The organism is Streptomyces sp. NPDC046203, assembly GCF_040646255.1.
Classification (GTDB): domain Bacteria; phylum Actinomycetota; class Actinomycetes; order Streptomycetales; family Streptomycetaceae; genus Streptomyces.
The window spans coordinates 158997-181435 of record NZ_JBEYZX010000010.1 but is presented as its reverse complement, the minus strand read 5'-3'; the positions used below and the strand labels follow the sequence as shown (position 1 = coordinate 181435).

Here is a 22439-nt window from a genome sequence, read left to right as displayed (position 1 = left end):
ATGCCATCAGCCCCAGCTCCCGCCCCCGAGTCCGCTCCCGCCTCCATCAAGCAGCCGCCCGCCGCCGACCGCGTGTACACCCACGTCAAACAAGCGGTGCTCGACCGCCGCTACGAGGGCGGGACGCTGCTCACCGAAGGGGAGCTGGCGCAGGCCGTCGGGGTGTCGCGGACGCCCGTGCGCGAGGCGCTGCTGAAGCTGGAGATGGAAGGGCTGCTCAAGCTCTACCCGAAGAAGGGCGCCCTGGTGCTCGCCGTCTCCGCCCAGGAGATCGCGGACGTCGTCGAGACCCGGCTGCTCGTCGAGGAGTTCGCCGTCCGGCGGGCCGTGCCCGCCCCCGCCACGCTGATCACCCGCCTCGAAGAGCTCCTTGAGGAGCAGAAGCGGCGCGCCGAGGCCGGGGACCTGGCCGAGGTGTCGGTGACCGACCGCTGCTTCCACGCCGAGATCGTGCGGCACGCCGGCAATCAGATCCTGGCCCGTCTCTACGACCAGCTGCGCGATCGCCAGCTGCGGATGGGAGTCGCCGTGATGCAGGCCCACCCCGGCCGCGTCGCCCAGAACATCGCCGAGCACGACGAGATCCTCGACCGGATCAAGGAGGGCGACGCCGAGGGCGCCGCCCGCTGCGTCCGGCGCCACCTCGGCCGGGTCCAGGACCTGGTGCGCGGTGACGCCCGGTGAGCCGCCGCGATCGCGGCCGTAACGGATACGGCGGCGCCGTCACCCTGCCCGGTGACCCGCCCGGCGGCCGACGCGCCGTCCTGGTCTGGGGCGTCGGTGTCGCCGTCTATTTCGTCGCCGTCATCTTCCGTACGTCCCTCGGTGTCGCCGGACTCGACGCCGCCGACCGGTTCCACGTCAACGCGTCGGCCCTGTCGACCTTCTCCATACTCCAGCTGCTCGTCTACGCGGGCATGCAGATACCCGTCGGCCTCATGGTCGACCGGCTCGGCACCAAGAAGGTGCTGACCCTCGGCGTCGTGCTCTTCACCCTCGGCCAGCTGGGCTTCGCGCTCTCCCCGTCGTACGCCATGGCGCTCGGTTCGCGCGCCCTGCTCGGCAGTGGTGACGCGATGACGTTCATCAGCGTGCTGCGGCTCGGCGCGCGCTGGTTCCCCGCCCGGCGCGGCCCGCTCATCGGCCAGATCGCCGCCCTGTGCGGCATGGCGGGCAACCTCGTCTCGACGATCTTCCTCTCCCGCACCCTGCACGGACTGGGCTGGACCCAGACCTTCGTCGGCAGTTCCCTCGCCGGTGTCGTCGTGCTCGTGCTGCTCCTGGCGTTCCTCAAGGACCACCCCGAGGGTTACGAGCCGGCGCCTGCGCCGGTCGCGTCCGCCGCGCACGCGGGCGGCATCGGGTTCGTGCGCCGGCAGATCGCCGACTCCTGGCGCGAGCCGGGTACCCGGCTCGGCATGTGGGTGCACTTCACCACCCAGTTCCCCGCGATGGTGTTCCTGCTGTTGTGGGGCCTTCCGTTCCTCGTCGAGGACCAGGGCCTGTCCCGGGGCACGGCGGGCGAACTGCTCACCCTGGTCGTGCTCTCGAACATGACGGTCGGACTGGCGTACGGCCAGATCATCGCCCGCCACCATGCCGCCCGTGCGCCGCTCGCGCTCGGCACCGTCGCCGCCACCGCCCTGCTGTGGGCCACCACCCTGGTCTACCCGGGCGACCGGGCGCCGATGGGGCTGCTCGTCGTGCTGTGCGTGGTCCTCGGCGCCTGCGGGCCCGCCTCGATGATCGGCTTCGACTTCGCCCGACCCGCCAACCCGCCGGAGCGTCAGGGCACCGCCTCGGGAATCGTCAACATGGGTGGATTCATCGCCTCGATGACGACCCTTCTCGCCATCGGTGTCCTGCTCGACGCGACCGGCGACAACTACCGGATCGCGTTCTCCTCGGTGTTCGTCCTCCAGGCGCTGGGCGTCACCCAGATCGTCCGGCTCAAGGCGCGCACCACCCGTCGCGAGCGCGAGCGCCTGGTCGCGAGCCGCGTGGAGGCCGTGCACGTACCGGCGTGAGCGGGCGCCTGCGGGCGTGAGCAGGCGCGTACGGGCGTGAGCAAGCGCGTACGGGTGCGTGCGGCGCGCGTGGCCGCGTGCCGCGAGAGACGGCGCGTACCGGCGTCAGCGGGCCCCCTTCCCCGGCATCCGCCAGGGAAGGGGGCCCGCTCATGCCGTACGCCCCCCATGAGTCCGCCCGGGGCCGGCGCGGCTACTCGGCTACGCGACTGCCGGGCTGCCGGCCGCTCGGCTACTTCGGCGTGACCGCGAAGTGCTCCAGGATCGCCTCCGCCAGCTTCTCGTCACCCTCGATCTTCACCCGGTCGGGTACCTCGGCCGCCCGGACCCGGCCGCAGGCCAGTCGTACATACGTTTCCCAGTCCATCGCCAGGGTCACCGCGGGGCCGAGCGACGGCGTGCCGTCGATCGAGCCGTTGCCCTGGGCGTCCACCCGTACCGTCCGCAGGAACTCCACCGGCCCGGTCACGTCCAGCACCACCGCCGAACCCGCCGGTGCGCCCGCCTCCTTGGCCACCACGTCCGGCAGCGCCTCCAGCAGGAAGTCCCGCGCGACGTACGCGCCGGGCGAGTCCAGATTGCCGGGCACACCGAGCGCCGCCCGCAGATCCTGCTCGTGCACCCAGCAGTCGAAGGCCCGGGTCCGGTAGGCCACTTCGAGGGTCTGCTCGGCGCTCAGCGGGGCGCGGACCATGGCGTCGGGGGCCCGGTTCTCGTTGCGCAGCTGCCGCGCCCGGCGGATCAGCACGTACTCCAGCTCGGCGGTCATCTCCGGCGAGGTGTGGTGCCGCCGCACGTCGACCTGCATCTCCATGTAGCGGGCGTGGTCCGTCCGTACGTGGAACAGGTCGCGGGGCAGGCTGTGGATCGGCCGCGGGTCTCCCAGCATCTCGGTCTCCATGCCGATGACATGGGAGACGATGTCGCGCACCGACCAGCTCGGGCAGGGGGTGGCGCGGTTCCACTCGCCCTCGACGAGCGGCTGCACCAACTCGGCGATCGTTTCCACGGCATGGGTCCAGGCGTCGGCGTAGTTCTGGAGGCTGGGATGGACGGTCACGGGACCCCTCGGCGGTTCTTCGGTGCGCGGGCTGAAGTGGCGGGCGGGCTGGGAACATGGCTGCGTGGGAGGCTCGGACGCTAAGTTACGCTGCCCGAAGGCACCCCGGCAGTGCTTTCGTGTGACGATCGTAGGCCGGTGTTGACGGCTCGAATGCCAGGACGGTGGTAGTGTGCGCGCCTCGCTGATCCAGATCGCGGTAGACCCGGACGAACCAGTCGACGACAGGCGGGCGCGCGTGGCCCGGCTGGTGCGGGAGGAACGGGGCGCCGCCGACCTCGTGGTCCTGCCGGAGCTGTGGCCGACCGGTGCGTTCGCCTATGAGGCGTTCGCCGCCGAGGCGGAACCCCTGAAGGGTCCCACCTACGGGATGATGGCCGACGCCGCGCGGGACGCCGGAGTGTGGCTGCACGCGGGGTCGATCGTCGAGAAGGTCCCCGGCGGCAGTGGCAGTGGCAACAGCGGTGGTGGCACGACCGGTCCGGGTGCGGGGGCCCTCTACAACACCTCGCTCGTCTTCTCCCCCGACGGCGAACTCGTCGCCTCCTACCGCAAGATCCACCGCTTCGGCTTCGACAAGGGCGAGGCCGTGCTGATGGCGGCCGGCGAGGATCTCGTCACCGTCGACCTGCCGCGGCTTACCGTCGGCGTCGCCACCTGCTACGACCTGCGCTTCCCCGAACTCTTCCGCGGTCTGGTCGACTCCGGCGCCGAGGCGTTCGTGATCCCGGCCGGCTGGCCCGCCCGCCGCCGAGGCCACTGGACGCTGCTCGCGCGGGCGCGCGCCGTCGAGAACCAGGCGTACGTGCTGGCCTGCGGCACCGCCGGTACGCACGCGGACGTCGAACAGGCCGGCCACTCGATCGTCGTGGACCCCTGGGGCGAGGTCCTGGCGGAGGCCGGTCCCGGCGAGGAGACCCTGCGGGTCGTCCTCGACCCGGCGAAGGTGGCGTCGACGCGGGAGCAATTCCCGGCCCTTAAGGACCGCGTGCTGGGCCAGGGGCAGGGGCAGGGGCTGTAGACACGGGCCCCGTAGGACCCGTAGGACCCGTAGGGGCGGCCCCCGGGCCGTCCCCGGTCCTCAGTCCTCCCGTTCCCGCTCGGCCATCCGGATCACGCACACCGCGACCGCGATGAGCAGGGCGGGATCGGCGTCGTCACGGACGACGTTCACGGCGTACGTGTCGCGCACGTGGAACCACTGACGGGAGATGTGGGCGAGGAGTTCGTCCTCGTACTCGACGGCGAACTCCCGGTCCAGCACCCGCCCGCTGACATCGAGCTCGGTGCCGTCGACGAGGCTCACCCGGAAGTGGTTGCGCAGCAGCGAGAGCCGCTTGCGGCGGATGGTGGCGAGCGGGCGGTCGTCGCGCTCGATGGTCATCGTGTCGCGCAGGCTGAACATCTTCTGCCGCAGGGTGGCGAGGATCTGCCCGTCCGGGTCCTTCAGTTCCAGGGTGTCGCGCAGCCGCAGGGCCTTGCCGTCCACGAGGAAGGCATGGCGGCCGTGCTCGTCCTCGATCCAGTAGTCGTCGCCGATGGCGAGGATCTTGTCCCGTACCAGGTACTTCATGGTGGCCTTTAGTGGAGCGCCGGTTCGTTCAGACGGAGAAGTAGCGGGTGAACGGGGTCGAGTTCGCGCCGAACAGGTCGCCGAAGGGCACGTTGATCTGCTGGATGAGCAGCACGGTGAAGGCGATGAAGCCGGACAGGCCCATCACCATCACCACATGGGTGGTGGTGCGTTCGATCCCGAAGAGGAACATGAACGCGATCGTCAGCACAGCACCGATGATCAGACCGGCCCACAGCACCGACGACAGACTCTCCTGGGAGGCCGCCTCCCGGCTGCGGCGCGCGTCGTCCACATTGCTGAGCTGCGCCGTCAACTCCTGCGCGACGATCTGCTGTTTGGTGTTGCCGGAGCCGCGGATCCAGGTGGCGTCGCGCAGTTGGCCCAGCAGATTCCAGCCCTCGGAGCCGAGCGGCTCGCGCTCGACCATCAACGGCCATTCGGCATGGACGACATAGGAGGCGTAGGCGGTCGCGGCGTTGCGGACGGCCTGCTTCTGCGCGGTGGGGAAGACGTCGGCGAGCAGATACGTCTGGTGCAGGGCGCTGGCCTCGGCCTGGACGGCGTCGGACGCGGCCGAACGGGTGTCCCAGACGGAGACGAGGCACAGACCGAGTACGAGCGCGTAGAGGACGGACACCATCATCGCGATGTACTCGGCGACGTCCTCGCGTGGCTCCTCGTCCTCCCCGACCGGGAACAGCCGGTTCTTGACGAGCACGGCGAGCGCGGAGACGAGCGCCACGACGCAGGTGAGGACGAGGGTCTCGGACAGAGCCATGGGTCTCCCAGGGGTGTTCGTTCAGAGGTTGCGGGAGCCGAACAGGGCGGCGGCGACGGCGGCGGGGATGAGGAGCAGGAGCAGGATCCAGGCGATGCCGAGGTGGGGGATCTGCCGGACCCGGTGGCGCAGCCGGGGCAGCAGGGCCTCCTCGCTTCCGGCGGCCGAGGGGGGACGGGTGCCGGGCGGACGGGCTGTCCCGGTCCCGGCGGTGGTCGCGGTCCCGTTTCCGTTTCCGTTTCCGGTTCCGGTTCCGGTCCCGGTTCCGGCTGTGGTCCCGGTGGTGGTTCCCGCCGTGGTGCCGGACTCGCCGCCGGTCTCCGAGGCCGTCCCGGGGCCGGTTCCGGCGCCCGGCGCCAGACCCTCCGCCGGCAGGCCCTCCTCGGCGCCGGACGGGCCGGTTCCGGTTCCGGTGGGGGCAGTCTGGGCGGTCAGGGCTTCTTCGGCGGCGGCTGCGAGGGCGGCGGCAGCCGCCGCGGCGGCCCGCGCGAGGGCGGCGGCTCCGGCGCCTGCTCCGGCGCCCGCCCCCGCTCCCGCTCCGGCGCCCGCACCCGGGGGAGCCGCACCGGCGGCTCCGGCCCCGGCTCCAGCTCCTGCCGTGGCTCCGGCCCCGGCCCCGGCTCCTGCGGTGGTTCCCGGCGTGGGAGGTACGGCCGCTCCGGGTCCCGTACGTGTCCCCGCTCCCGTACCGCCCGTAGCCCCCGCTCCACCGGGACCCGCACCACCCGCACCGGCGGCCCCGGCCCCTGCCCCGGTCCCTGTCCCTGCCCCGGATCTGGCCTCCCGGCCGCCCGGGATCCGGAAGGCGGCCGTGGCGTCGGCGGTGAGGAGCGGGGGCGGGACGCGGCCGCCGTCCTCGGCCAGGGTCGTGATCCGGTCGGTGCCGGTGACCCGTCCGGTGCTGCGGTACGACCCCGGGGGGCGCCGTACCGTCGCCGTGCACCCGGCGGACACCCCGGGCGCCAGCGCCGTCGCGCACCCCGGCGCGCCGGGGGCGGCGCCGAGGGCCGTGTCGGTGAGCCGGAGGTCGTACAGAGGCCGGTCGCCCCGGTTGGTGACGGTGTACGAGACGACCGCCTCGTCCCCGGCGACCCGTACGGTCTCGGCGAGGTCGAGCGCGCCGCCCACTCCCTCGTACCCGGCGCGAGCGGAGGCGGTGAGGTGCCGGCCGAGGGACGGGACGTCGCCCTGGGCGGTGACCGGCCCCACCTGCTTTCCCGCGAGGGCCGGGAAGCGGGCGGTGCACTCCAGGGAGCCGAGCGCGGCGAGCGTACGGGCCGGGCAGCTGATCCGCCCGCCGGGCACCTGGCCGTCGGTGACCGTCACCCCGTACAGATCGGCCTCACCCCCGTTGACCAGCCGATACCGCTTCACGACGGCCGCGCCCGTCCGCACGAGCGGCCCGGGCAGTCCGGGGACGGTGTCGACGGTGACGGTCAGACCGAGGGCGTTCTCGCCGACGCCGCCCGCGTGCGCGGGCAGGTACGGACACAGCGCGAGGACGAACGCCAGGGCGAGGGCGGCGGAGGCGAGAGGGAGGAGGGGCGGAAGCGACGCGGGGGGCGGATGCGGCACAAGGGCCCGACGCGGGGCATGGGATGCGCGGGGTGCGAGGGACGTGAGGGATGCGCGGGGCGTGCGGGTCGGGCACGGTCCCCGCGTGTCCCGCATGACGCCTCCCGGCCTAATAGTCGGATGATCGTGCCGCACAGCCATGCTGTGCGCCTCCGCCCCACCGGCCCCGGGCACGACACGCGCATTCACCCGTTTCCCTCGCGGGGCCCCTCCCTCGGCTCTCTCCCCCTTGCCGACCGCCGGATCGGCAAGGGGGAGAGAGCCGAGGAATCCGATGGCACCGACAGCCTTCCGGCGGTGAGACTGCCCCGGTGACCACCCCGCCGCCGGTGCCCGGCCCGCTTTCCACGCCCATGCCGGACCCTCGCTCCGGCGGCATCGCTCTGGACTACGGCGGCATGCACGCCCTGGTCTCGGACCTGGTCCTGCCGCGCGGGGCGTCGATGCACGTCATGAGCGCGATGGAAACCGCCCGCGAACTCATCCGGCACTCCTTCTACCGGTACGAGTTCGCCACGGTCGCCGTCACCCACTCGCTGCTCGCGCTGGAGCACGTGCTCGCCGAGCGCCTGGGCGCGAGCGACCCGCTCCACGCCCTGATCCGGCGGGCCACCGACGCGGGGCTCGTCCCGGCCGCACTCGCCGCCGAACTCGACCGAGGCCGGCTCCTGAGCGACAGGCTCACGCGGGGCGCTGTGTCGAGCGCCGCTCTCGGACCGGCCCGAGCGGCGGTCATGGTGCGCGCCGTCTTCGACGCCGTCGACCTGCTTCTCCGCCCACTGCCGACAGCGGAGACGACAGCCACGGCGGGCGGAGCACGGCCCGTCGGCGGACTCGCCCGGCTGTGGGAGGAGCACCGGCGCGCACTGTTTCCCGAGGGCTTTCGCGGCGTGGGCTTCGACGGCGTGGACCTGGTCCTCCTGGACGCCGACGTCGCCGGCCTCGTGCGGGGAGAACTGGACGGCGGACTCGACGACGGGGGCATCGCCTCCCTCTGGGGCCGCATCGCCGACCTCGACAAGGTCGTGCCCCTGATCAACGAGGAGTACGGCGCCTCCTACTTCACGAGACTCCGGACGATGGCCCAGGTCGCGGTGGCGCCCCACACCCCCGCCGCGATCTGAGTCCCGGGGTGGCGGGCGCCCCTCGGGGCGGCACTCGCGTCATGAACTCTTGATCCCGCCTTCATCGACGAATGGCAAGCTTGAACCATGAACGATGCCGCCCCCGCGTCCGCTGCCGAGACCGCTTCCGCCCTCACTCCCGGGTCCGCTCCCGAGCCCCGCCGCCGGGTCCGTGTCCGTGCCCCCGAACTCGTCGGCAAGGGCGGCTGGCTCAACACCGGAGGGGACGAACCGACCCTCGCCGAACTGCGCGGCAAGATCGTTCTGCTCGATTTCTGGACCTTCTGCTGCATCAACTGCCTGCACGTCCTCGACGAGCTGCGCGAGCTGGAGGAGAAGCACCGTGACACGCTCGTCATCGTCGGCGTCCACTCGCCGAAGTTCGTGCACGAGGCCGAGCACCAGGCGGTCGTCGACGCCGTCGAGCGCTACGAGGTGCACCACCCGGTGCTCGACGACCCGGAGCTGACGACCTGGAAGCAGTACGCCGTACGGGCCTGGCCGACGCTCGTCGTCATCGACCCCGAGGGGTACGTCGTCGCCCAGCACGCGGGCGAGGGACACGCCAACGCGATCCGGGCCCTGGTGGAGGAGCTGGAGGCGGAGCACGAGGCGAAGGGGACGCTGCGGCGCGGCGACGGACCGTACGTGCCGCCGGAGCCGGCCGCGACCGATCTGCGCTTCCCCGGCAAGGCGGTCGTGCTGCCGTCCGGGAACCTGCTCGTCTCCGACACCACCCGCCACCAGCTCGTCGAGCTGGCGGAGGACGGCGAGACCGTCGTCCGCCGCATCGACGGCGCGGGCGGTGCGGCGGCGGGCGCGACCGGCATGGAGGGTCCGACGGGTACTACTGGCGTGGACGGCGGGTTCCGGGAGCCGCAGGGCCTCGCGCTGCTGCCGTCCGGTCAGGTCGTCGTCGCCGACACCGTCCACCACGCGCTGAAGCTGTTCGACCCGGCCACCGGCACGGTCGAGCGGATCGCGGGCACCGGCCGCCAGTGGTGGCAGGGCTCGCCGACCTCCGGCCCGGCCCTGGAGGTGGACCTGTCCTCGCCGTGGGACGTGGCCTGGTGGCGCGGCAAGGTGTGGATCGCGATGGCCGGGGTGCACCAGATCTGGACGTACGACCCGGAGACGGGCACCGTCGAGGTCGCGGCCGGCACCACCAACGAGGGTCTGGTCGACGGGCCCGCCGCCGAGGCGTGGTTCGCGCAGCCGTCGGGGCTCGCCGCCGCCGGGGACCGGCTGTGGATCGCGGACTCGGAGACCAGCGCCCTGCGCTACATCGACACCGACGACGTGGTGCACACCGCCGTCGGCACCGGCCTGTTCGACTTCGGTCACCGCGACGGCGCGGCGGACCAGGCGCTGTTCCAGCACCCGCTGGGCGTGACCGTCCTGCCCGACGGTTCGGTCGCCGTCTGCGACACGTACAACCACACCCTGCGCCGTTTCGACCCGGCGAGCGGCGATGTCACCACCCTGGCCACGGATCTGCGCGAGCCGAGCGACGCGGTCGTCGTCGGCGAGGACGTCGTGGTCGTCGAGTCGGCCCGGCACCGGCTGACCCGGCTGCGGCTGCCGGAGGAGGCGGTACGGGTCGAGGCCGTCGCCCACCGCACCCGGCGCGAGGCCACCGAGGTCGCCCCGGGCCGGCTCCGTCTCGACGTGGTGTTCCAGGCGCCGAAGGGCCAGAAGCTGGACCAGCGCTACGGCCCGTCGACCCGGCTCCTCGTCTCCTCGACGCCGCCGGAGCTGCTGCGGTCCGGCGAGGGCACGGGCACGGACCTGTTCCGGGACCTGGAGCTGAACCCGGAACTCACCGAGGGCGTCCTGCACGTCTCGGCGATGGCCGCGTCCTGCGACGACGACCCGGCGAACGAGTACCCGGCCTGCCACGTCCACCAGCAGGACTGGGGTGTGCCGGTGCGGATCACCGACGCGGGGACGGCCCGGCTGCCGCTGATCCTCGCGGGCATGGACGGCTGACCCGAGTCGGCATCGGGTTCAAGCCCGCATCGGACCCGGACCCGGACCCGGACCCGCATCGGACCCGAGCCGGACCTGCCCCGGACACGAACGGGCCCGACCACCTGTCCCGGTGGTCGGGCCCGTTCGGCGGGCCCGCCGCGGACTCGGGGCTCAGCCCGCCAGGAACGCCACGAGCGCGTTCGCGAGGTGGTGCGGGTCGTCCGAGCCGCACATCTCACGGGCGCTGTGCATCGACAGGCAGGCGACGCCGATGTCGACGGTCGTGATGCCGTGCCGGGCGGCGGTGATCGGGCCGATCGTCGTGCCGCAGGGCATGTCGTTGTTGGAGACGAACGACTGCCACGGCACACCCGCCTTGTCGCAGGCGGCGGCGAAGATCGCGCGGCCGTTGCCGTCGGTGGCGTACCGCTGGTTGACGTTCACCTTGAGGATCGGGCCGCCGTTGGGGCGCGGGTGGTGCGTCGGGTCGTGGCGCTCGCTGTAGTTGGGGTGTACGGCGTGGCCGACGTCGGACGACAGGCACACGGAGCCCGCGAGCGCCCGCGCCTTGTCCTCGTAACCGCCGCCCCGCGCGTACACCGAACGCTCCAGGACGTTGCCGAGCAGCGGGCCCTGGGCGCCGGTGTCGGCCTCGGAGCCGTTCTCCTCGTGGTCGAAGGCGGCGAAGACGGGGATGTACGGCAGTGCGTCGCGGCCCTCGGCCCCGGTGCCCGCGACGGCGGCGAGCGCGGCGGTGCAGGCGTGCACGGACAGCAGGTTGTCCATCCGCGGACCGGCCAGCAGTTCGCCGTCCAGGCCCAGGTAGGCGGGCGCCTCGACCGGATGGGTCATCAGGTCCCAGCCGGTGACGTCCTCGGCGTCCAGGCCGGCCTCCTTGGCGACGAACGCGACGAAGTCGCCCTCGTTCACCTCGCCCAGGCCCCAGATCGGCTGCATGTGGCGCTGACGCTCCAGCTTCAGGCCGTCGTTGGCGCCCCGGTCCAGGTGGATGGCGAGCTGGGGGACGCGCAGCAGCGGCCGGTCGACGTTCACCAGGTGGTGGCTGCCGTCGCGCAGGGTCAGCCGGCCGGCGATGCCGAGGTCGCGGTCGAGCCAGCTGTTCATCAGCGGCCCGCCGTAGACCTCGACGGCGACCTGGCGCCAGCCCTCGCGGCCGAAGTCGGGCCGGGGCTTGACCCGCAGGTTGGGGGAGTCGGTGTGGGCGCCGATGATGCGGAACGGGGTGTGCGGGGCGGCGCCCTCGGGCACGTACCAGGCGATGATCGCGCCGCCGCGGACCACATACTTCCCGCCGGCCGTCCCGTCCCAGGCATCGGTCTCCTCGACCTTGCGGAAGCCGGCCTCCTCCAGCCGCGCGGCGGTGCTCGCCACCACGTGGTACGGCGAGGGCGAGGCCGCGAGGAAGGTCATGAGGTCATCGGTGTGGCCGCGGTCGAAGCGGACGGGTGCGCTACTCATGCCGTTCACCTTACGCAGGTCTCGGTATGTGGACGTGAGGTGTTGTCACACCTCGGGGGAAGGGGCCGGCGCGCGGCGCGGTGACGGCGAGAGGCCTCCGACTTTCCTCCCGTCTCGACTCCCGTCTTGCCCCCGTCTCGTCCCCCGTCTCCCCTCGTCTCGGACGCCCCGCGGACGACCACGTTCCTCTTCCCCGCGCCTGCGCCGGCCGTGCCGCGTGCGAGCGAAATCGGAATCGGCAATTCCCTTTTCCGGGCGGGAATTCTGACGTACTCGGGACGAGTCGGCGGGAATTCCATCGAGCCGTCCCGGCGCCTGAATCGCGGCTTCGGCCAGGGAATGGATGCTTCTGGTTTGCATTCATAAGTCTGATTCCAGGTTCCGGTGGACCTCAGATGTTCCTCAGGTAAATCCCGATCCTCTCGCGTGGGCCGGGATGTTCTGTGTAGTGTCCGAATCCGCCGGGGCTCCGAAGGAGCCCCACCCGTGGCTCCAGGTCAGGGTCTGAGAGTGGACAAGTGAAATCGCTCATCGGGTCAATCGTCGCCGTTGTCCTTCTGTTCCTCCTTGTTCTCGTGGCGCTGGGTACGAACTTCGGCGACCTTGAGATCGTGGTGTGGTTCGTGGCGCTCGTCGCGTCCCTCTTCTTCGTGGTGCGCCACCACAGGCGCGGCAGGAGCGAAGGCGACTCCGGGAGTTCCCTGGTGTAGCCGTCAGTTCCCCGGTGTAGCCGTCTTCTCGGCCGCCGGTCAAACGAAAAGGGTTCCCCCGTTCCGTAATCGGATGAGGGAACCCTTTCTCGTGCGCCCGCCCCCAAAAAAAGCGAACGGCCCGCTCCCCTCCCCGGGAGCGAGCCGTTCTTTTGTGGACTCAGGCGCGTACCTGTGCGTGGTTAGAACGCGGCCTCGTCCAGGTCCATCAGCGAGCGGTCGACGCCCTCGGCGAGGAGACGCTCGGCGGAGACGCCCGGCAGGATGTTCGCGGCGAAGAACTTCGCGGCGGCGATCTTGCCCTGGTAGAAGGCGACGTCCTTGCCCGTGGCGCCGGCCGCGAGCTTGTCGGCGGCGACGGCCGCGCCGCGCACCAGCAGGTAGCCGACGACGACGTCACCGGCGGCGAGCAGCAGGCGGGTGGTGTTGAGGCCGACCTTGTAGATGTTCTTGACGTCCTCGCCGGTGGCGGTGAGGTCGGTGATCATCGTGCCGACGATGGCCTCGAGGTCGACGGCGGCCTTGGCGAGCGCGTCGCGGGCGCCGGCCAGGTCGTCGCCGCCGGTGCCGACGGCGAGGAACTTCTTGATCTCCTCGGCGAGCGCGTTCAGGGAGGCACCCTGGTCGCGGACGATCTTGCGGAAGAAGAAGTCCTGGCCCTGGATGGCGGTGGTGCCCTCGTACAGGGTGTCGATCTTGGAGTCGCGGATGTACTGCTCGATCGGGTACTCCTGCAGGAAGCCGGAGCCGCCGAAGGTCTGGAGCGACTGCGCGAGCTGCTCGTAGCCCTTCTCGGAGCCGTAGCCCTTGACGATCGGGAGCAGCAGGTCGTTCAGGCCGTGCAGGGCCTTGGCGTCCTCGCCCGCGGCTTCCTTCATCGCGATCTCGTCCTGCACGGAGGCCGTGTAGAGGACGAGGGAGCGCATGCCCTCGGCGTACGCCTTCTGCGTCATCAGCGAGCGGCGGACGTCGGGGTGGTGCGTGATGGTGACCTTGGGCGCGGCCTTGTCCATGAAGTCGGCCAGGTCGGTGCCCTGGACGCGCTCCTTGGCGTACTCCAGGGCGTTGAGGTAGCCCGTGGAGAGGGTGGAGATCGCCTTCGTGCCGACCATCATGCGGGCGAACTCGATGATGAGGAACATCTGGCGGATGCCGTCGTGCTTGTCGCCGATGAGCCAGCCCTTGGCGGGGTGCTTGTCGCCGAAGGTCATCTCGCACGTGTTGGAGGCCTTGAGGCCCATCTTGTGCTCGACGTTGGTGGCGTAGACGCCGTTGCGGGCGCCCAGCTCGCCGGTCTCCCAGTCGAACTCGAACTTCGGGACGAGGAAGAGGGAGAGGCCCTTGGTGCCGGGGCCGGCACCCTCGGGGCGGGCGAGGACGTAGTGGAGGATGTTCTCCTCCATGTCGTGCTCACCGGAGGTGATGAAGCGCTTGACGCCCTCGATGTGCCAGGAGCCGTCCTCCTGCTGGACGGCCTTGGTGCGGCCGGCGCCGACGTCGGAGCCGGCGTCGGGCTCGGTGAGGACCATGGTGGAGCCCCAGCGGCGGTCGACGGCGATCTCGGCGACCTTCTTCTGCGCCTCGTTGCCCTCGTTGTAGAGGATGCCGGCGAAGGCCGGGCCGGAGGCGTACATCCAGATGGCCGGGTTGGCGCCGAGGAGCAGCTCCGCGTAGGCCCAGATGAGGGAGCGCGGGGACGGGGTGCCGCCGATGCCCTCGGGGATGCCGAGGCGCCAGTACTCGGACTCCATGAACGCGTTGTACGAGTTCTTGAAGGAGGCCGGGACCGGGGCGGTGTTGGTCTCCGGGTCGAAGACCGGCGGGTTGCGGTCGGCGTCGGTGAACGACTCGGCGAGCTCGTTCTCGGCGAGACGGCGGATCTCGTCGAGGATGCTCTTCGCGGTGTCGACGTCCATCTCCTCGAACGGACCGGTGCCGTACACCTTGTCGCGGCCGAGCACCTCGAAGAGGTTGAACTCGATGTCGCGGAGATTCGACTTGTAGTGCCCCATGGCGACGGCTCCGTAAGGCTCGGGGAGGCAGGTTCCTCGGCGGGTTCCTCGTACACACGCGTACGTACGCACTCCGCGGGCCCGCCGTCCGTGCCGTTCACGCGCTTTTCGCGCGGGAGACTCACGTACCGCTTGGGCTACTCACGAGTAGCGCACGTTCTCTACGATGATGCTACCCACCGGTAATAAGAGCAACCCCCTTCGCCGGAACTGTGACGCAGTAGGCTTCGGCCCCATGTACGGCTACGAGCAGAATCCGGGCGCGCAGCAGCAGTACGGCCCGCCTCCGCAGCAGGGCATGCACCCCGGCATGCAGCAGCAGCCGGGCATGCAGACGGGGATGCAAGGGGGGATGCCGGGGGGCATGCAGGGCGGCTACGGACAGCAGCCCCCGCTCTATCCGGAACCCTCGCCCCCGTCGCTGGCCGACGCGGTGCGCGCCTTCACGACCGGCACCCTGGCGGCCGAGGACTTCCAGCAGATCTTCGCGACCTCGAAGGTCTACTGCCCGCGCGGTGACAACCCGGGCTTCCTGGCGCTGCACAACACCCAGCAGCCGGTGATCCCCATGTTCACCTCGCTCAAGGAGCTGCGGCGGTACGCGGGCAAGGAGTCCAAGTACTTCGTGATCACGGGTGCCGAGGTGATCGACCTGCTGCCGACCGGCTACGGCTTCGTGCTCGACATGGAGGGCGAGCACCGCATGGTCTTCGACGCGAAGGCCGTGGAGCAGATGGTCGACTACGCGATGCGCAGGATGTACGGCTGACGGACCCTGGAAGCAGGTGAGGGAACGCCCGGGAGGAATTCCTCCCGGGCGTTCCGCGTTCCTGGTGGCAGAAAGTTCATCGTTCAACTAAAGTGAAGGCACAAGGAGGTCATCCCATGCCTGCCGTGACTGTCGAGAACCCGCTCACTCTGCCCCGCGTCACCGCTTCCGCGGACGCTGTCGCCCGTCCCGTACTCGCCGTGACCACGGCGCCCTCGGGATTCGAGGGCGAGGGCTTCCCGGTGCGCCGCGCCTTCGCGGGCATCAACTACAAGTACCTCGACCCGTTCATCATGATGGACCAGATGGGTGAGGTGGAGTACGCGCCGGGCGAGCCGAAGGGCACCCCCTGGCACCCCCACCGCGGCTTCGAGACCGTCACCTACATCATCGACGGCATCTTCGACCACCAGGACTCGCACGGCGGTGGCGGCACCATCACCAACGGCGACACCCAGTGGATGACCGCGGGCTCGGGCCTGCTGCACATCGAGGCGCCGCCGGAGAGCCTGGTGGTCAGCGGCGGTCTCTTCCACGGCCTCCAGCTGTGGGTGAACCTCCCGGCCGCCGACAAGATGATGGCCCCCCGCTACCAGGACATCCGCGGCGGCCAGGTCCAGCTCCTCACCAGCCCCGACGGCGGCGCGCTGCTCCGCGTGATCGCGGGCGAGCTCGACGGCCACCAGGGCCCCGGCGTCACCCACACCCCGATCACGATGATCCACGCCACCCTGCGGCCGGGCGCCGAGATCGCCCTGCCGTGGCGCGAGGACTTCAACGGCCTCGCGTACGTGCTGGCCGGCCGGGGCACGGCCGGCGAGGAGCGGCGCCCGGTCCACATGGGCCAGACCGCCGTGTTCGGCAGCGGCGGCAAGCTCGTCATCCGCGCCGACGAGAAGCAGGACGGCAACACCCCGGAGCTGGAGGTCGTCCTCCTCGGCGGGCAGCCGATCCGCGAGCCGATGGCGCACTACGGCCCGTTCGTCATGAACAACCAGGCCGAACTGCGCCAGGCCTTCGAGGACTACCAGGCGGGCCGGCTCGGCTCGATCCCGGCGGTCCACGGCATGAACGAGCAGGAGCCGCCGACGGCGTGACGCGGCGGGTGATCCCCGGCGCGGGTCTCACCGGCCCCTGAGGTTCCGGTGGACCTCGGCAGCGGTGGCACCGCGGGGCCCGGTCCGTACGGCGGACCGGGCCCCGCGCGCGTATGTCATCGGCGTACCGGCCCTTGGCGAGGCAGTGGATCCGGTTGCCGGGCCCCGTGCGCACGCCATCGGTGTGGGCCGGTGTGGGCCGGTGTGGATCGGTGTGGATCGGTGTGGGCCGCTACTCGACCGGCATCCGGTACCGCATGCGGTAGCGGTGCGCGGCCTTGGTCATCAGTGTCGCCTCGATGGGGCGCCGGCCGTCGGAGTAGACCACCCGGAACGCGACCAGGACGGGCATGTCCTTGGGGAGCTCCAATGCGGCCACCTCTTCCTCGGTGGGGATCTCCGACGACAGCTCGTCGACGAACTCGCGCGGCGGGAACCCGAGCGACGCGAGGAGGGCCGGGGTGCCTCCGCGGATGCGCTTCTTCTCCAGCATCCGGGTGCCTTCGGCCAGCCCGAGCGGGTAGTACGAGCAGGTGAGTTCGGTGGGCTCGTCGTCCAGGAAGAGGATCTGTTTGCGCAGGACGGCCTGATCGCCGTCGGCCAGTCCGAGCGCGTCCGCGACCTCCTTCGGAGGGTGGACCACCGAGACGTCGAGCAGCTCGGACCGGCCGGTCTGCCGCCGCTTGGCCGCCTCCGTCACCCACGGGTACGGCTCACCGGCCTCGGCCGGCTTCATGAAGGCGATCGGCTCGATCGGCTGCTGCGCGTGCGGGCGGACGAAGACGCCCTTGCCGGGCATGCCCTCCACGAGGCCCTCTGCCTTGAGCATCTGCAGCGCTTTCTGGACCGTGGTGTTGGCGACGTTGCCGTACCGCTCCATCAGCTCCGCCGTGGACCCCAGTTTGCTTCCGGGCGCGAGATCTCCCCGGGTGATCCGCCGCCGGATTTCGGCGGCGATCTTCTGGTGGGCGGATCTGGGGTCTTTGAACTCCCTTGGCATCCGTTCTACTTCCCGAGTCGGTAGGTGAGGTGCCGGCCGGCCGGCATGGTCATCAAGGAGGCTTCGAAGGGGATCCCGTCCGCGGTGCTGGTCGTACGGAGCAGACGGAGGACCGCGCTCCCGGGCGGGAGTTCCAGATGGCCGCACTCCTCCGGGTCGGCCAGACCGGCGCTCACGTCCTCGGTGACGGTGCCCGCCGTGCAGCCCAGCTCGCGCAGGAGGGTGACCGCGCCTCCGGGGATCTTGCGCGGGTCGGCGAGGCGGGTTCCCCGCGCGATCCCGGGCGGGTAGTAGGAGCTCGCGATCTCGACAGGTCGCTCGTCCAGCAGGATCAACCTGACCCGGGTGACGGCCTGTTGGCCCTGTCCGAGGTTCAGTGCCCGCCGGATCGTCTCCGGGGCCGTCACCTCGCCGACCTTCAGCATGCGCTGCCCGCCACGCCGCCCCCGGCGTCCGGCCTCGTCGGTCCACGCGTCCGCCTGTCCGTGCTCGCGCGGAGCCAGATAGGGCGCCGTCTCGCTGATCCACGCCTCGCCCGACATCGGCGTACCTCCAAGCTCACGGTTCGCGTCCGACCTTACGTCCTCATGGCGGCCGGTCCTCATGGAAAACCTTAAGTGCTTGCCGCTTAAGGTGGATAGCGCTTAAGGTGCGCTCCAAGCGCTGGTTTCCACGGAATCCCGCGCGGCTCCGTTGTCTTCTGTCTTCGATCCGTTGCCGCCCATCGCCGCCCTGCTGGAGCCCTGATGGAACTGGAACAGAGCCCGACCACCGTTCTCCGCCGCCGCTTCCCCGACGAACTCTGTTCCAGGAGGCTCAGGTGAGTGCCCAGGTATCCCCTTGGTACGCCCATGCCGTCCAGCGGCTGGCCGCCGGCCCGGCCCACGCCCTCACCCCTCCCGCGCGGATGGAGTGGAGCACTCACCCCGGTCTGGGCCCCGGCGCCGAGATCATCGGCCGGGATCTGGCCGGCAAACACCTGCTGGAACTGGGATGCGGCTCCGGACACAACGCCGCCCACCTGGCCCGGTACCACCGGGCTCGCGTCACCGGCGTCGATCTGGTCGGACTTCAGGTACGCCGGGCACGCTCGCACTACGGCCGCATCGACGGTGTCACCTTCGCCGCAGGCCACGCCCTGCACCACCTCCGGGCCACCCACCAGATCTTCGACGCCGTCTACTCCGTTTTCGGCGCCGTCGGTCTGGTCGCGCCGGAACTGCTGCTCCCGGCGATCCGCCGTCGCCTGGCGCCCCGCGGCGTCCTCGCCTTCTCCGTGCCCCACCCCGCACGGGCCGGGAGGCATCCCCTGCCGGACGACCGCCCGCGCGAGGACTACCTCACCTTGCCCGACCACACCAGACTTTCGCTCACCCGTTGGGAGTTCGACGCGAGCCGCTGGGCCGCCCACCTCACTCGGGCCGGCCTGCGACTCACCTCCGCCGTCGAACTGCGGCACCCGCGCCTCGACCCCTGGCCGACCACTCTTCTGATCACCGCCCGCGCGCGGTAAGGGTGCCGGGCGCCCGGAAAGCCGTGGCCCGGGATGGGGCCAGGCCCGGGGCGGGAGGCCCGATGGCCCTGACGCCGTGTCACCCGTACGGCGTCCAGCGCGCGACGGCGGGGCCGGTGGCGTGGTCCGGTGGGGGTATGTCCGCCGCGCCGCCGCCCCCGCCGTACCGGCAGCCGCCCGGGGCCCGGCCCCTGCTGCCCGAGGGCGCGCGCCGTACCGCCGCGTGGTGCGGCGTCGCGCTGCTCGTCGCCGGGGTCGCGGGCGTCGTCGTCTGGCTGGTCGTGGTCTTCAAGACGGCGGTCACCCCGGTACTGCTCGCGCTGCTCGGCACCGGGCTGCTCGGGCCCCTCTACCGGCGGCTGCTGCGGATGCGGGTGCAGCGTTCGCTCGCGGCCGGGCTGACGGTGTTCGCCGTGCTCGTGGTGGTCGGCGGGATCACGTACATCGTGGTCGCCGCCCTCGTCGACACCGGCGACGAGATCGTCTCCTCGCTGCGGCAGGCGGGCGAGAGCATCGCCCGGCACTTCGGCGCCGCCGGCACCTCCCTCGACGACCTGGCCAAGAACGCCCGGCAGCTCCTGGAGAAGTTCGGCGGCACCGCCGCCTCCGGGGTGATCTCCGGGCTCAGCGTCGTCGCCCAGATGGTCGCCACCGCCGTCCTCGCCCTGCTGCTCATCTTCTTCTTCCTGCGCGACTCCGACCGCGCGCTCGCCGCGCTGCGCACGCTCGCGCCCCGGTCCACCGGCGACATGGTGGAGGCGATGGCGCGGCGCGCCTTCGAGGCCGTCGAGGGGTTCATGCGCGGGACGACGCTCATCGCGGCCGTCGACGCCTGCCTCATCGGCGTCGGCCTGCTGGTGCTCGGGGTGCCGGGCGCGATCGGCCTCGCCGCGCTCGTCTTCGTCGGCGCGTACATCCCGTACCTCGGCGCCTTCCTGTCCGGCGCCGTCGCTGTGCTCGTCGCGCTCGCCGACCGGGGGGTGATCATCGCGCTGTGGGTGCTCGGCGTCGTCCTCGCGGTGCAGGTCATCGAGGGGCACGTACTCCAGCCGGTGGTGCAGAGCCGCACCGTGCAGATGCATCCGGCGCTGGTCATGCTGGCGATCACGGCCGGAGCGTCGGTCGCCGGGATCCTGGGCATGCTGCTGGCCGTACCGCTGACGGCGGCGTTCTTCGGGGTCGTCGGGGAGCTGCGGGGCCGGTACGGCACGCCGCCACCCGAATCCGAATCCGAGCCGCCGGGGGAGGGGGCTGGGGGCGGGTCTGGAGCCGGTCCGGGAGGCGGGCCCGGGGCGGGCTGATCAGCCCGTCAGCCTGTCGGCTCCTGGAACTCGAACCAGATCGCCTTGCCCTCGCCCCGCGGATCCACGCCCCACGTCTCCGCCAGCATCTCCATCAGCACCAGCCCGCGCCCGTTCGAGGCCATCTCGCCCGGGTCGCGCCGGTGCGGCAGTTCGTCGCTCGAGTCGGAGACCTCTACCCGCAGCCGGCGGCCGTCGGCCCGGCAGACCACCTCGGCGACGAGGAGCGCGTCGCCGTCCGTGTGGACGAGGACGTTGGTGACCATCTCCGACACCATCAGGACGGCGGAGTCGCGCTGGTCCTCGTCCTTCCAGTCGTGCAGCAGCTGGCGCACCTGCGCGCGGGCGGCGGCGATGCGCTCCGGTTCGGCCTGGGCGATCGTCATCAGAGTGCGCCGCGGCCGCTCCCGTACCTCGCGCACGGCGGGGCCGGCCGGGCGGCGGGAGAGGAGGACGAGGGCGATGTCGTCCTCGCGGCGTTCGGCGAGCGGTCCGGTGGTGTGGTGCGAGCCGGGCCCGTGGACGGCCTCCACGAGCCGGTCGGCGAGCGCTTCCAGATCCTGACCGCCCCGGAGGTCCCCGCCGGACCCGCCGGACCCGCCGCCTTCGGTGTATGCGGTGGTTTCGGCGATCTCGGCCTCCAGGACGCGGCGGATCCGTTCCCAGCCGCTGTCGAGGTCGTGGCCGCCGGTTTCCAGGAGCCCGTCGGTGCAGATCATCAGGGTCTCGCCGGGCTCCAGGGTGAGCCGGGTGGTGGGGTAGTCGGTGTCGGGGTCGATGCCGAGGGGCAGGCCGCCGGCCGTGGGCCGCAGCAGGACGGTGCCGTCGTTCATCCGTACCGCCGGATCCGGATGCCCGGCCCGCGCGACGTCGACGACCCCGGTCTCCAGGTCGACCTCCAGATAGAGGCAGGTCGCGAACCGGGGAGCGTGGTCCCCGCCGGGTCCATCGCCGCTTGTTTCCCCGGTCCCGACTCCCGTGATCCCGACTCCCGCGGTCCCGACTCCCGCGATCCCGTCTCCCGTGATTCCGACATCCGCGATCCCGTCGTTGATTCCGCACAGGAAGCGCGAGGCCCGGGCCAGCACCGCGTCCGGCCGGTGCCCCTCGGAGGCGTACGCCCGCAGGGCGATCCGCAGTTGTCCCATCAGCGCGGCGGCCCGGACGTCGTGCCCCTGGACGTCGCCGATGACCAGCGCGATCCGTCCCGGGCCCGGCCCGCCGGGCAGCCGGATCACGTCGTACCAGTCGCCGCCGACCTGGAGCCCGCCGCCCGTCGGCACGTACCGTGCCGCGAGCCGGATCCCCGGGATGCCCGGCCCGAGCAGCGGCAGCATCGTGCGCTGGAGGCCGAGGGAGAGTTCCCGTTCCGATTCGGCGGTGCCGGCGCGGGTCAGCGCCTGGGCGAGCATCCGGGCCACCGTCGTCAGGACCGACCGCTCGTCCGGCGTGAACGCCACCGGATGCTTGAACGCCGCCATCCACGCGCCCGTCGTCCGTCCCGCGACGACCAGCGGTACGAACGCCCACGAGCGGCGCCCGAACGGCTCGGCCAGCGGCCAGGTCATGGGGAAGCGGTGCGCGTACTCCTGCGGGGACGGCAGATAGATCGCCCGCCCTGTCCGTACGACTTCGGCCGCCGGGTAGTCGGTGTCCCTCGTCATCGACGAGAACGGTCCGTCGTCACCCTCGCCGTGCCCGTGGTGACCGACGACCGTCAGCCGCTCGCCCGACAGCCCGAAGACCGCGAGTCCGTCCGGCGAGAAGCCGGGCATGGACAGCGAGGCCGCCACCCGCAGCACCTCGGCCGTGGACCGCGCCTCCGCGAGCGCGCGCCCGGCGTCGAGCAGGAACGCCTCGCGCGAGCGCCGCCAGTCGCCGGTGACGGGCGAGCGGGCGGCGGCGCCGGGCGGCGGCTCGGTGACCTCCTGGAGGGTGCCGACCAGTTGGTAGCGCGCCCGGGCCGAGCCGTTCGCGCTGACGCTGTCGTTGGGGGTCGCGCCCCCGCCGGTGCCGGTCCCTGCACCCGCGCCGTGGCCGTTGTCGCTCTGGAGCAGGGGCTTGGACCTGGCGCGTACGGTACGGATCACCCGACCGGACTCGTCCATGACCCGCAGCCGGGACTCGGCCAGGGTCCCCTCGGCGAGGGCGAGGGCCACGACCCCGTCGATCTCGTTCCAGTCGACCGGGTGGAAGCGGGAGCGGGTGGCGGCCTCACCGAGCCGTACGGGCTCCGCGGGCAGCCCGACCAGCCGGGCCGCCTCGGCGTCGAGCGTGACGATCCCGGAGGCTTTGTCCCACCGCCACAGACCGGTGGCGAGGGCGGACAGGACATCCTCGGTACGCATTGCCCCACTTTACGAATTCCGGAGACGGCGGTGCCACCGCCGGTATTCGAATCGCGATCGGGGGCGTCCCGGTAGGCTGACCCTTGACTTATCTCGTAA

At 71.7% G+C, this 22439-nt stretch carries 19 protein-coding genes; 10 read left to right on the top strand and 9 right to left on the bottom strand.

Features of this window, described 5'->3' with window-relative positions:
* Entirely contained in the window at positions 1–684 is a 684-nt protein-coding gene (locus tag ABZ990_RS11850) for a GntR family transcriptional regulator (protein WP_361229128.1), read from the top strand.
* Complete coding sequence (locus tag ABZ990_RS11845) at positions 681–2027, top strand: MFS transporter (protein ID WP_361229125.1); 1347 nt, start codon at positions 681–683, stop codon at positions 2025–2027. Before ABZ990_RS11850 ends, ABZ990_RS11845 begins: the two co-directional genes overlap by 4 nt.
* A 232-nt stretch (positions 2028–2259) precedes the next feature.
* Here the strand turns inward: ABZ990_RS11845 and ABZ990_RS11840 are convergent, their stop codons facing one another.
* On the bottom strand, positions 2260–3087 hold the full coding sequence (locus ABZ990_RS11840) for a maleylpyruvate isomerase family mycothiol-dependent enzyme (RefSeq protein ID WP_361229122.1): 828 nt from the start codon (positions 3085–3087) through the stop codon (positions 2260–2262).
* Positions 3088–3259: 172 nt separating this feature from the next.
* Between ABZ990_RS11840 and ABZ990_RS11835 the strand changes: the two genes are divergently transcribed.
* The gene (locus ABZ990_RS11835) at positions 3260–4108 is read left to right on the top strand and encodes a carbon-nitrogen family hydrolase (protein WP_361229120.1); all 849 of its coding nucleotides are present in this window, start codon (positions 3260–3262) and stop codon (positions 4106–4108) included.
* A 60-nt stretch (positions 4109–4168) separates the two neighbouring features.
* On the opposite strand, the gene ABZ990_RS11830 is transcribed toward ABZ990_RS11835, so the two are convergent.
* The 3 genes from ABZ990_RS11830 to ABZ990_RS11820 are packed head-to-tail and all read right to left on the bottom strand — an operon-like array spanning position 4169 to position 7016.
* The gene (locus tag ABZ990_RS11830) at positions 4169–4660 is read right to left on the bottom strand and encodes an LURP-one-related family protein (protein WP_361229117.1); all 492 of its coding nucleotides are present in this window, start codon (positions 4658–4660) and stop codon (positions 4169–4171) included.
* A gap of 28 nt (positions 4661–4688) precedes the next feature.
* The gene (locus ABZ990_RS11825; protein WP_361229114.1) at positions 4689–5441 is read right to left on the bottom strand and encodes a hypothetical protein; all 753 of its coding nucleotides are present in this window, start codon (positions 5439–5441) and stop codon (positions 4689–4691) included.
* A gap of 21 nt (positions 5442–5462) precedes the next feature.
* The gene (locus ABZ990_RS11820) at positions 5463–7016 is read right to left on the bottom strand and encodes a hypothetical protein (RefSeq protein WP_361229112.1); all 1554 of its coding nucleotides are present in this window, start codon (positions 7014–7016) and stop codon (positions 5463–5465) included.
* Positions 7017–7327: 311 nt separating this feature from the next.
* Here ABZ990_RS11820 and ABZ990_RS11815 point away from each other — a divergent pair, with 311 nt between their 5' ends.
* The gene (locus tag ABZ990_RS11815) at positions 7328–8140 is read left to right on the top strand and encodes a hypothetical protein (RefSeq protein WP_361229109.1); all 813 of its coding nucleotides are present in this window, start codon (positions 7328–7330) and stop codon (positions 8138–8140) included.
* Positions 8141–8227: 87 nt separating this feature from the next.
* On the top strand, positions 8228–10129 hold the full coding sequence (locus tag ABZ990_RS11810; RefSeq protein ID WP_361229106.1) for a thioredoxin-like domain-containing protein: 1902 nt from the start codon (positions 8228–8230) through the stop codon (positions 10127–10129).
* 153 nt (positions 10130–10282) lie between these two features.
* Here ABZ990_RS11810 and ABZ990_RS11805 read toward each other — a convergent pair whose 3' ends face one another.
* On the bottom strand, positions 10283–11590 hold the full coding sequence (locus ABZ990_RS11805; protein ID WP_361229104.1) for a M18 family aminopeptidase: 1308 nt from the start codon (positions 11588–11590) through the stop codon (positions 10283–10285).
* 518 nt (positions 11591–12108) lie between these two features.
* On the opposite strand from ABZ990_RS11805, the gene ABZ990_RS11800 reads away from it, so the two are divergent.
* Positions 12109–12300, top strand: a complete 192-nt coding sequence (locus ABZ990_RS11800) for a hypothetical protein (RefSeq protein ID WP_361229101.1) — start codon at positions 12109–12111, stop codon at positions 12298–12300.
* Between the two features lie 182 nt (positions 12301–12482).
* On the opposite strand, the gene ABZ990_RS11795 is transcribed toward ABZ990_RS11800, so the two are convergent.
* Positions 12483–14312 carry an acyl-CoA dehydrogenase gene (locus ABZ990_RS11795; RefSeq protein ID WP_361229098.1) on the bottom strand — a complete coding sequence of 610 codons (1830 nt, stop codon included), beginning with the start codon at positions 14310–14312 and terminating at the stop codon, positions 12483–12485.
* A 235-nt stretch (positions 14313–14547) separates the two neighbouring features.
* On the opposite strand from ABZ990_RS11795, the gene ABZ990_RS11790 reads away from it, so the two are divergent.
* On the top strand, positions 14548–15081 hold the full coding sequence (locus ABZ990_RS11790; RefSeq protein ID WP_361229095.1) for an SseB family protein: 534 nt from the start codon (positions 14548–14550) through the stop codon (positions 15079–15081).
* 116 nt (positions 15082–15197) lie between these two features.
* Complete coding sequence (locus ABZ990_RS11785; protein WP_361229094.1) at positions 15198–16178, top strand: pirin family protein; 981 nt, start codon at positions 15198–15200, stop codon at positions 16176–16178.
* A 232-nt stretch (positions 16179–16410) separates the two neighbouring features.
* Here ABZ990_RS11785 and ABZ990_RS11780 read toward each other — a convergent pair whose 3' ends face one another.
* Positions 16411–17178, bottom strand: coding sequence for a GntR family transcriptional regulator (locus ABZ990_RS11780; RefSeq protein ID WP_361229091.1), 768 nt, complete (start codon positions 17176–17178; stop codon positions 16411–16413).
* Positions 17179–17183: 5 nt separating this feature from the next.
* Positions 17184–17720, bottom strand: a complete 537-nt coding sequence (locus ABZ990_RS11775) for a UTRA domain-containing protein (RefSeq protein WP_361229088.1) — start codon at positions 17718–17720, stop codon at positions 17184–17186.
* 278 nt (positions 17721–17998) lie between these two features.
* Here ABZ990_RS11775 and ABZ990_RS11770 point away from each other — a divergent pair, with 278 nt between their 5' ends.
* Positions 17999–18691: a class I SAM-dependent methyltransferase gene (locus tag ABZ990_RS11770; protein WP_361229085.1), complete on the top strand. Its 693-nt coding sequence runs from the start codon at positions 17999–18001 to the stop codon at positions 18689–18691.
* 137 nt (positions 18692–18828) lie between these two features.
* A complete protein-coding gene (locus ABZ990_RS11765; protein ID WP_361229172.1) occupies positions 18829–19992 on the top strand; it encodes an AI-2E family transporter in 1164 nt (387 codons plus the stop codon).
* An 8-nt stretch (positions 19993–20000) separates the two neighbouring features.
* Here ABZ990_RS11765 and ABZ990_RS11760 read toward each other — a convergent pair whose 3' ends face one another.
* The gene (locus tag ABZ990_RS11760; RefSeq protein ID WP_361229083.1) at positions 20001–22340 is read right to left on the bottom strand and encodes a SpoIIE family protein phosphatase; all 2340 of its coding nucleotides are present in this window, start codon (positions 22338–22340) and stop codon (positions 20001–20003) included.
* Positions 22341–22439: the final 99 nt, after the last annotated feature.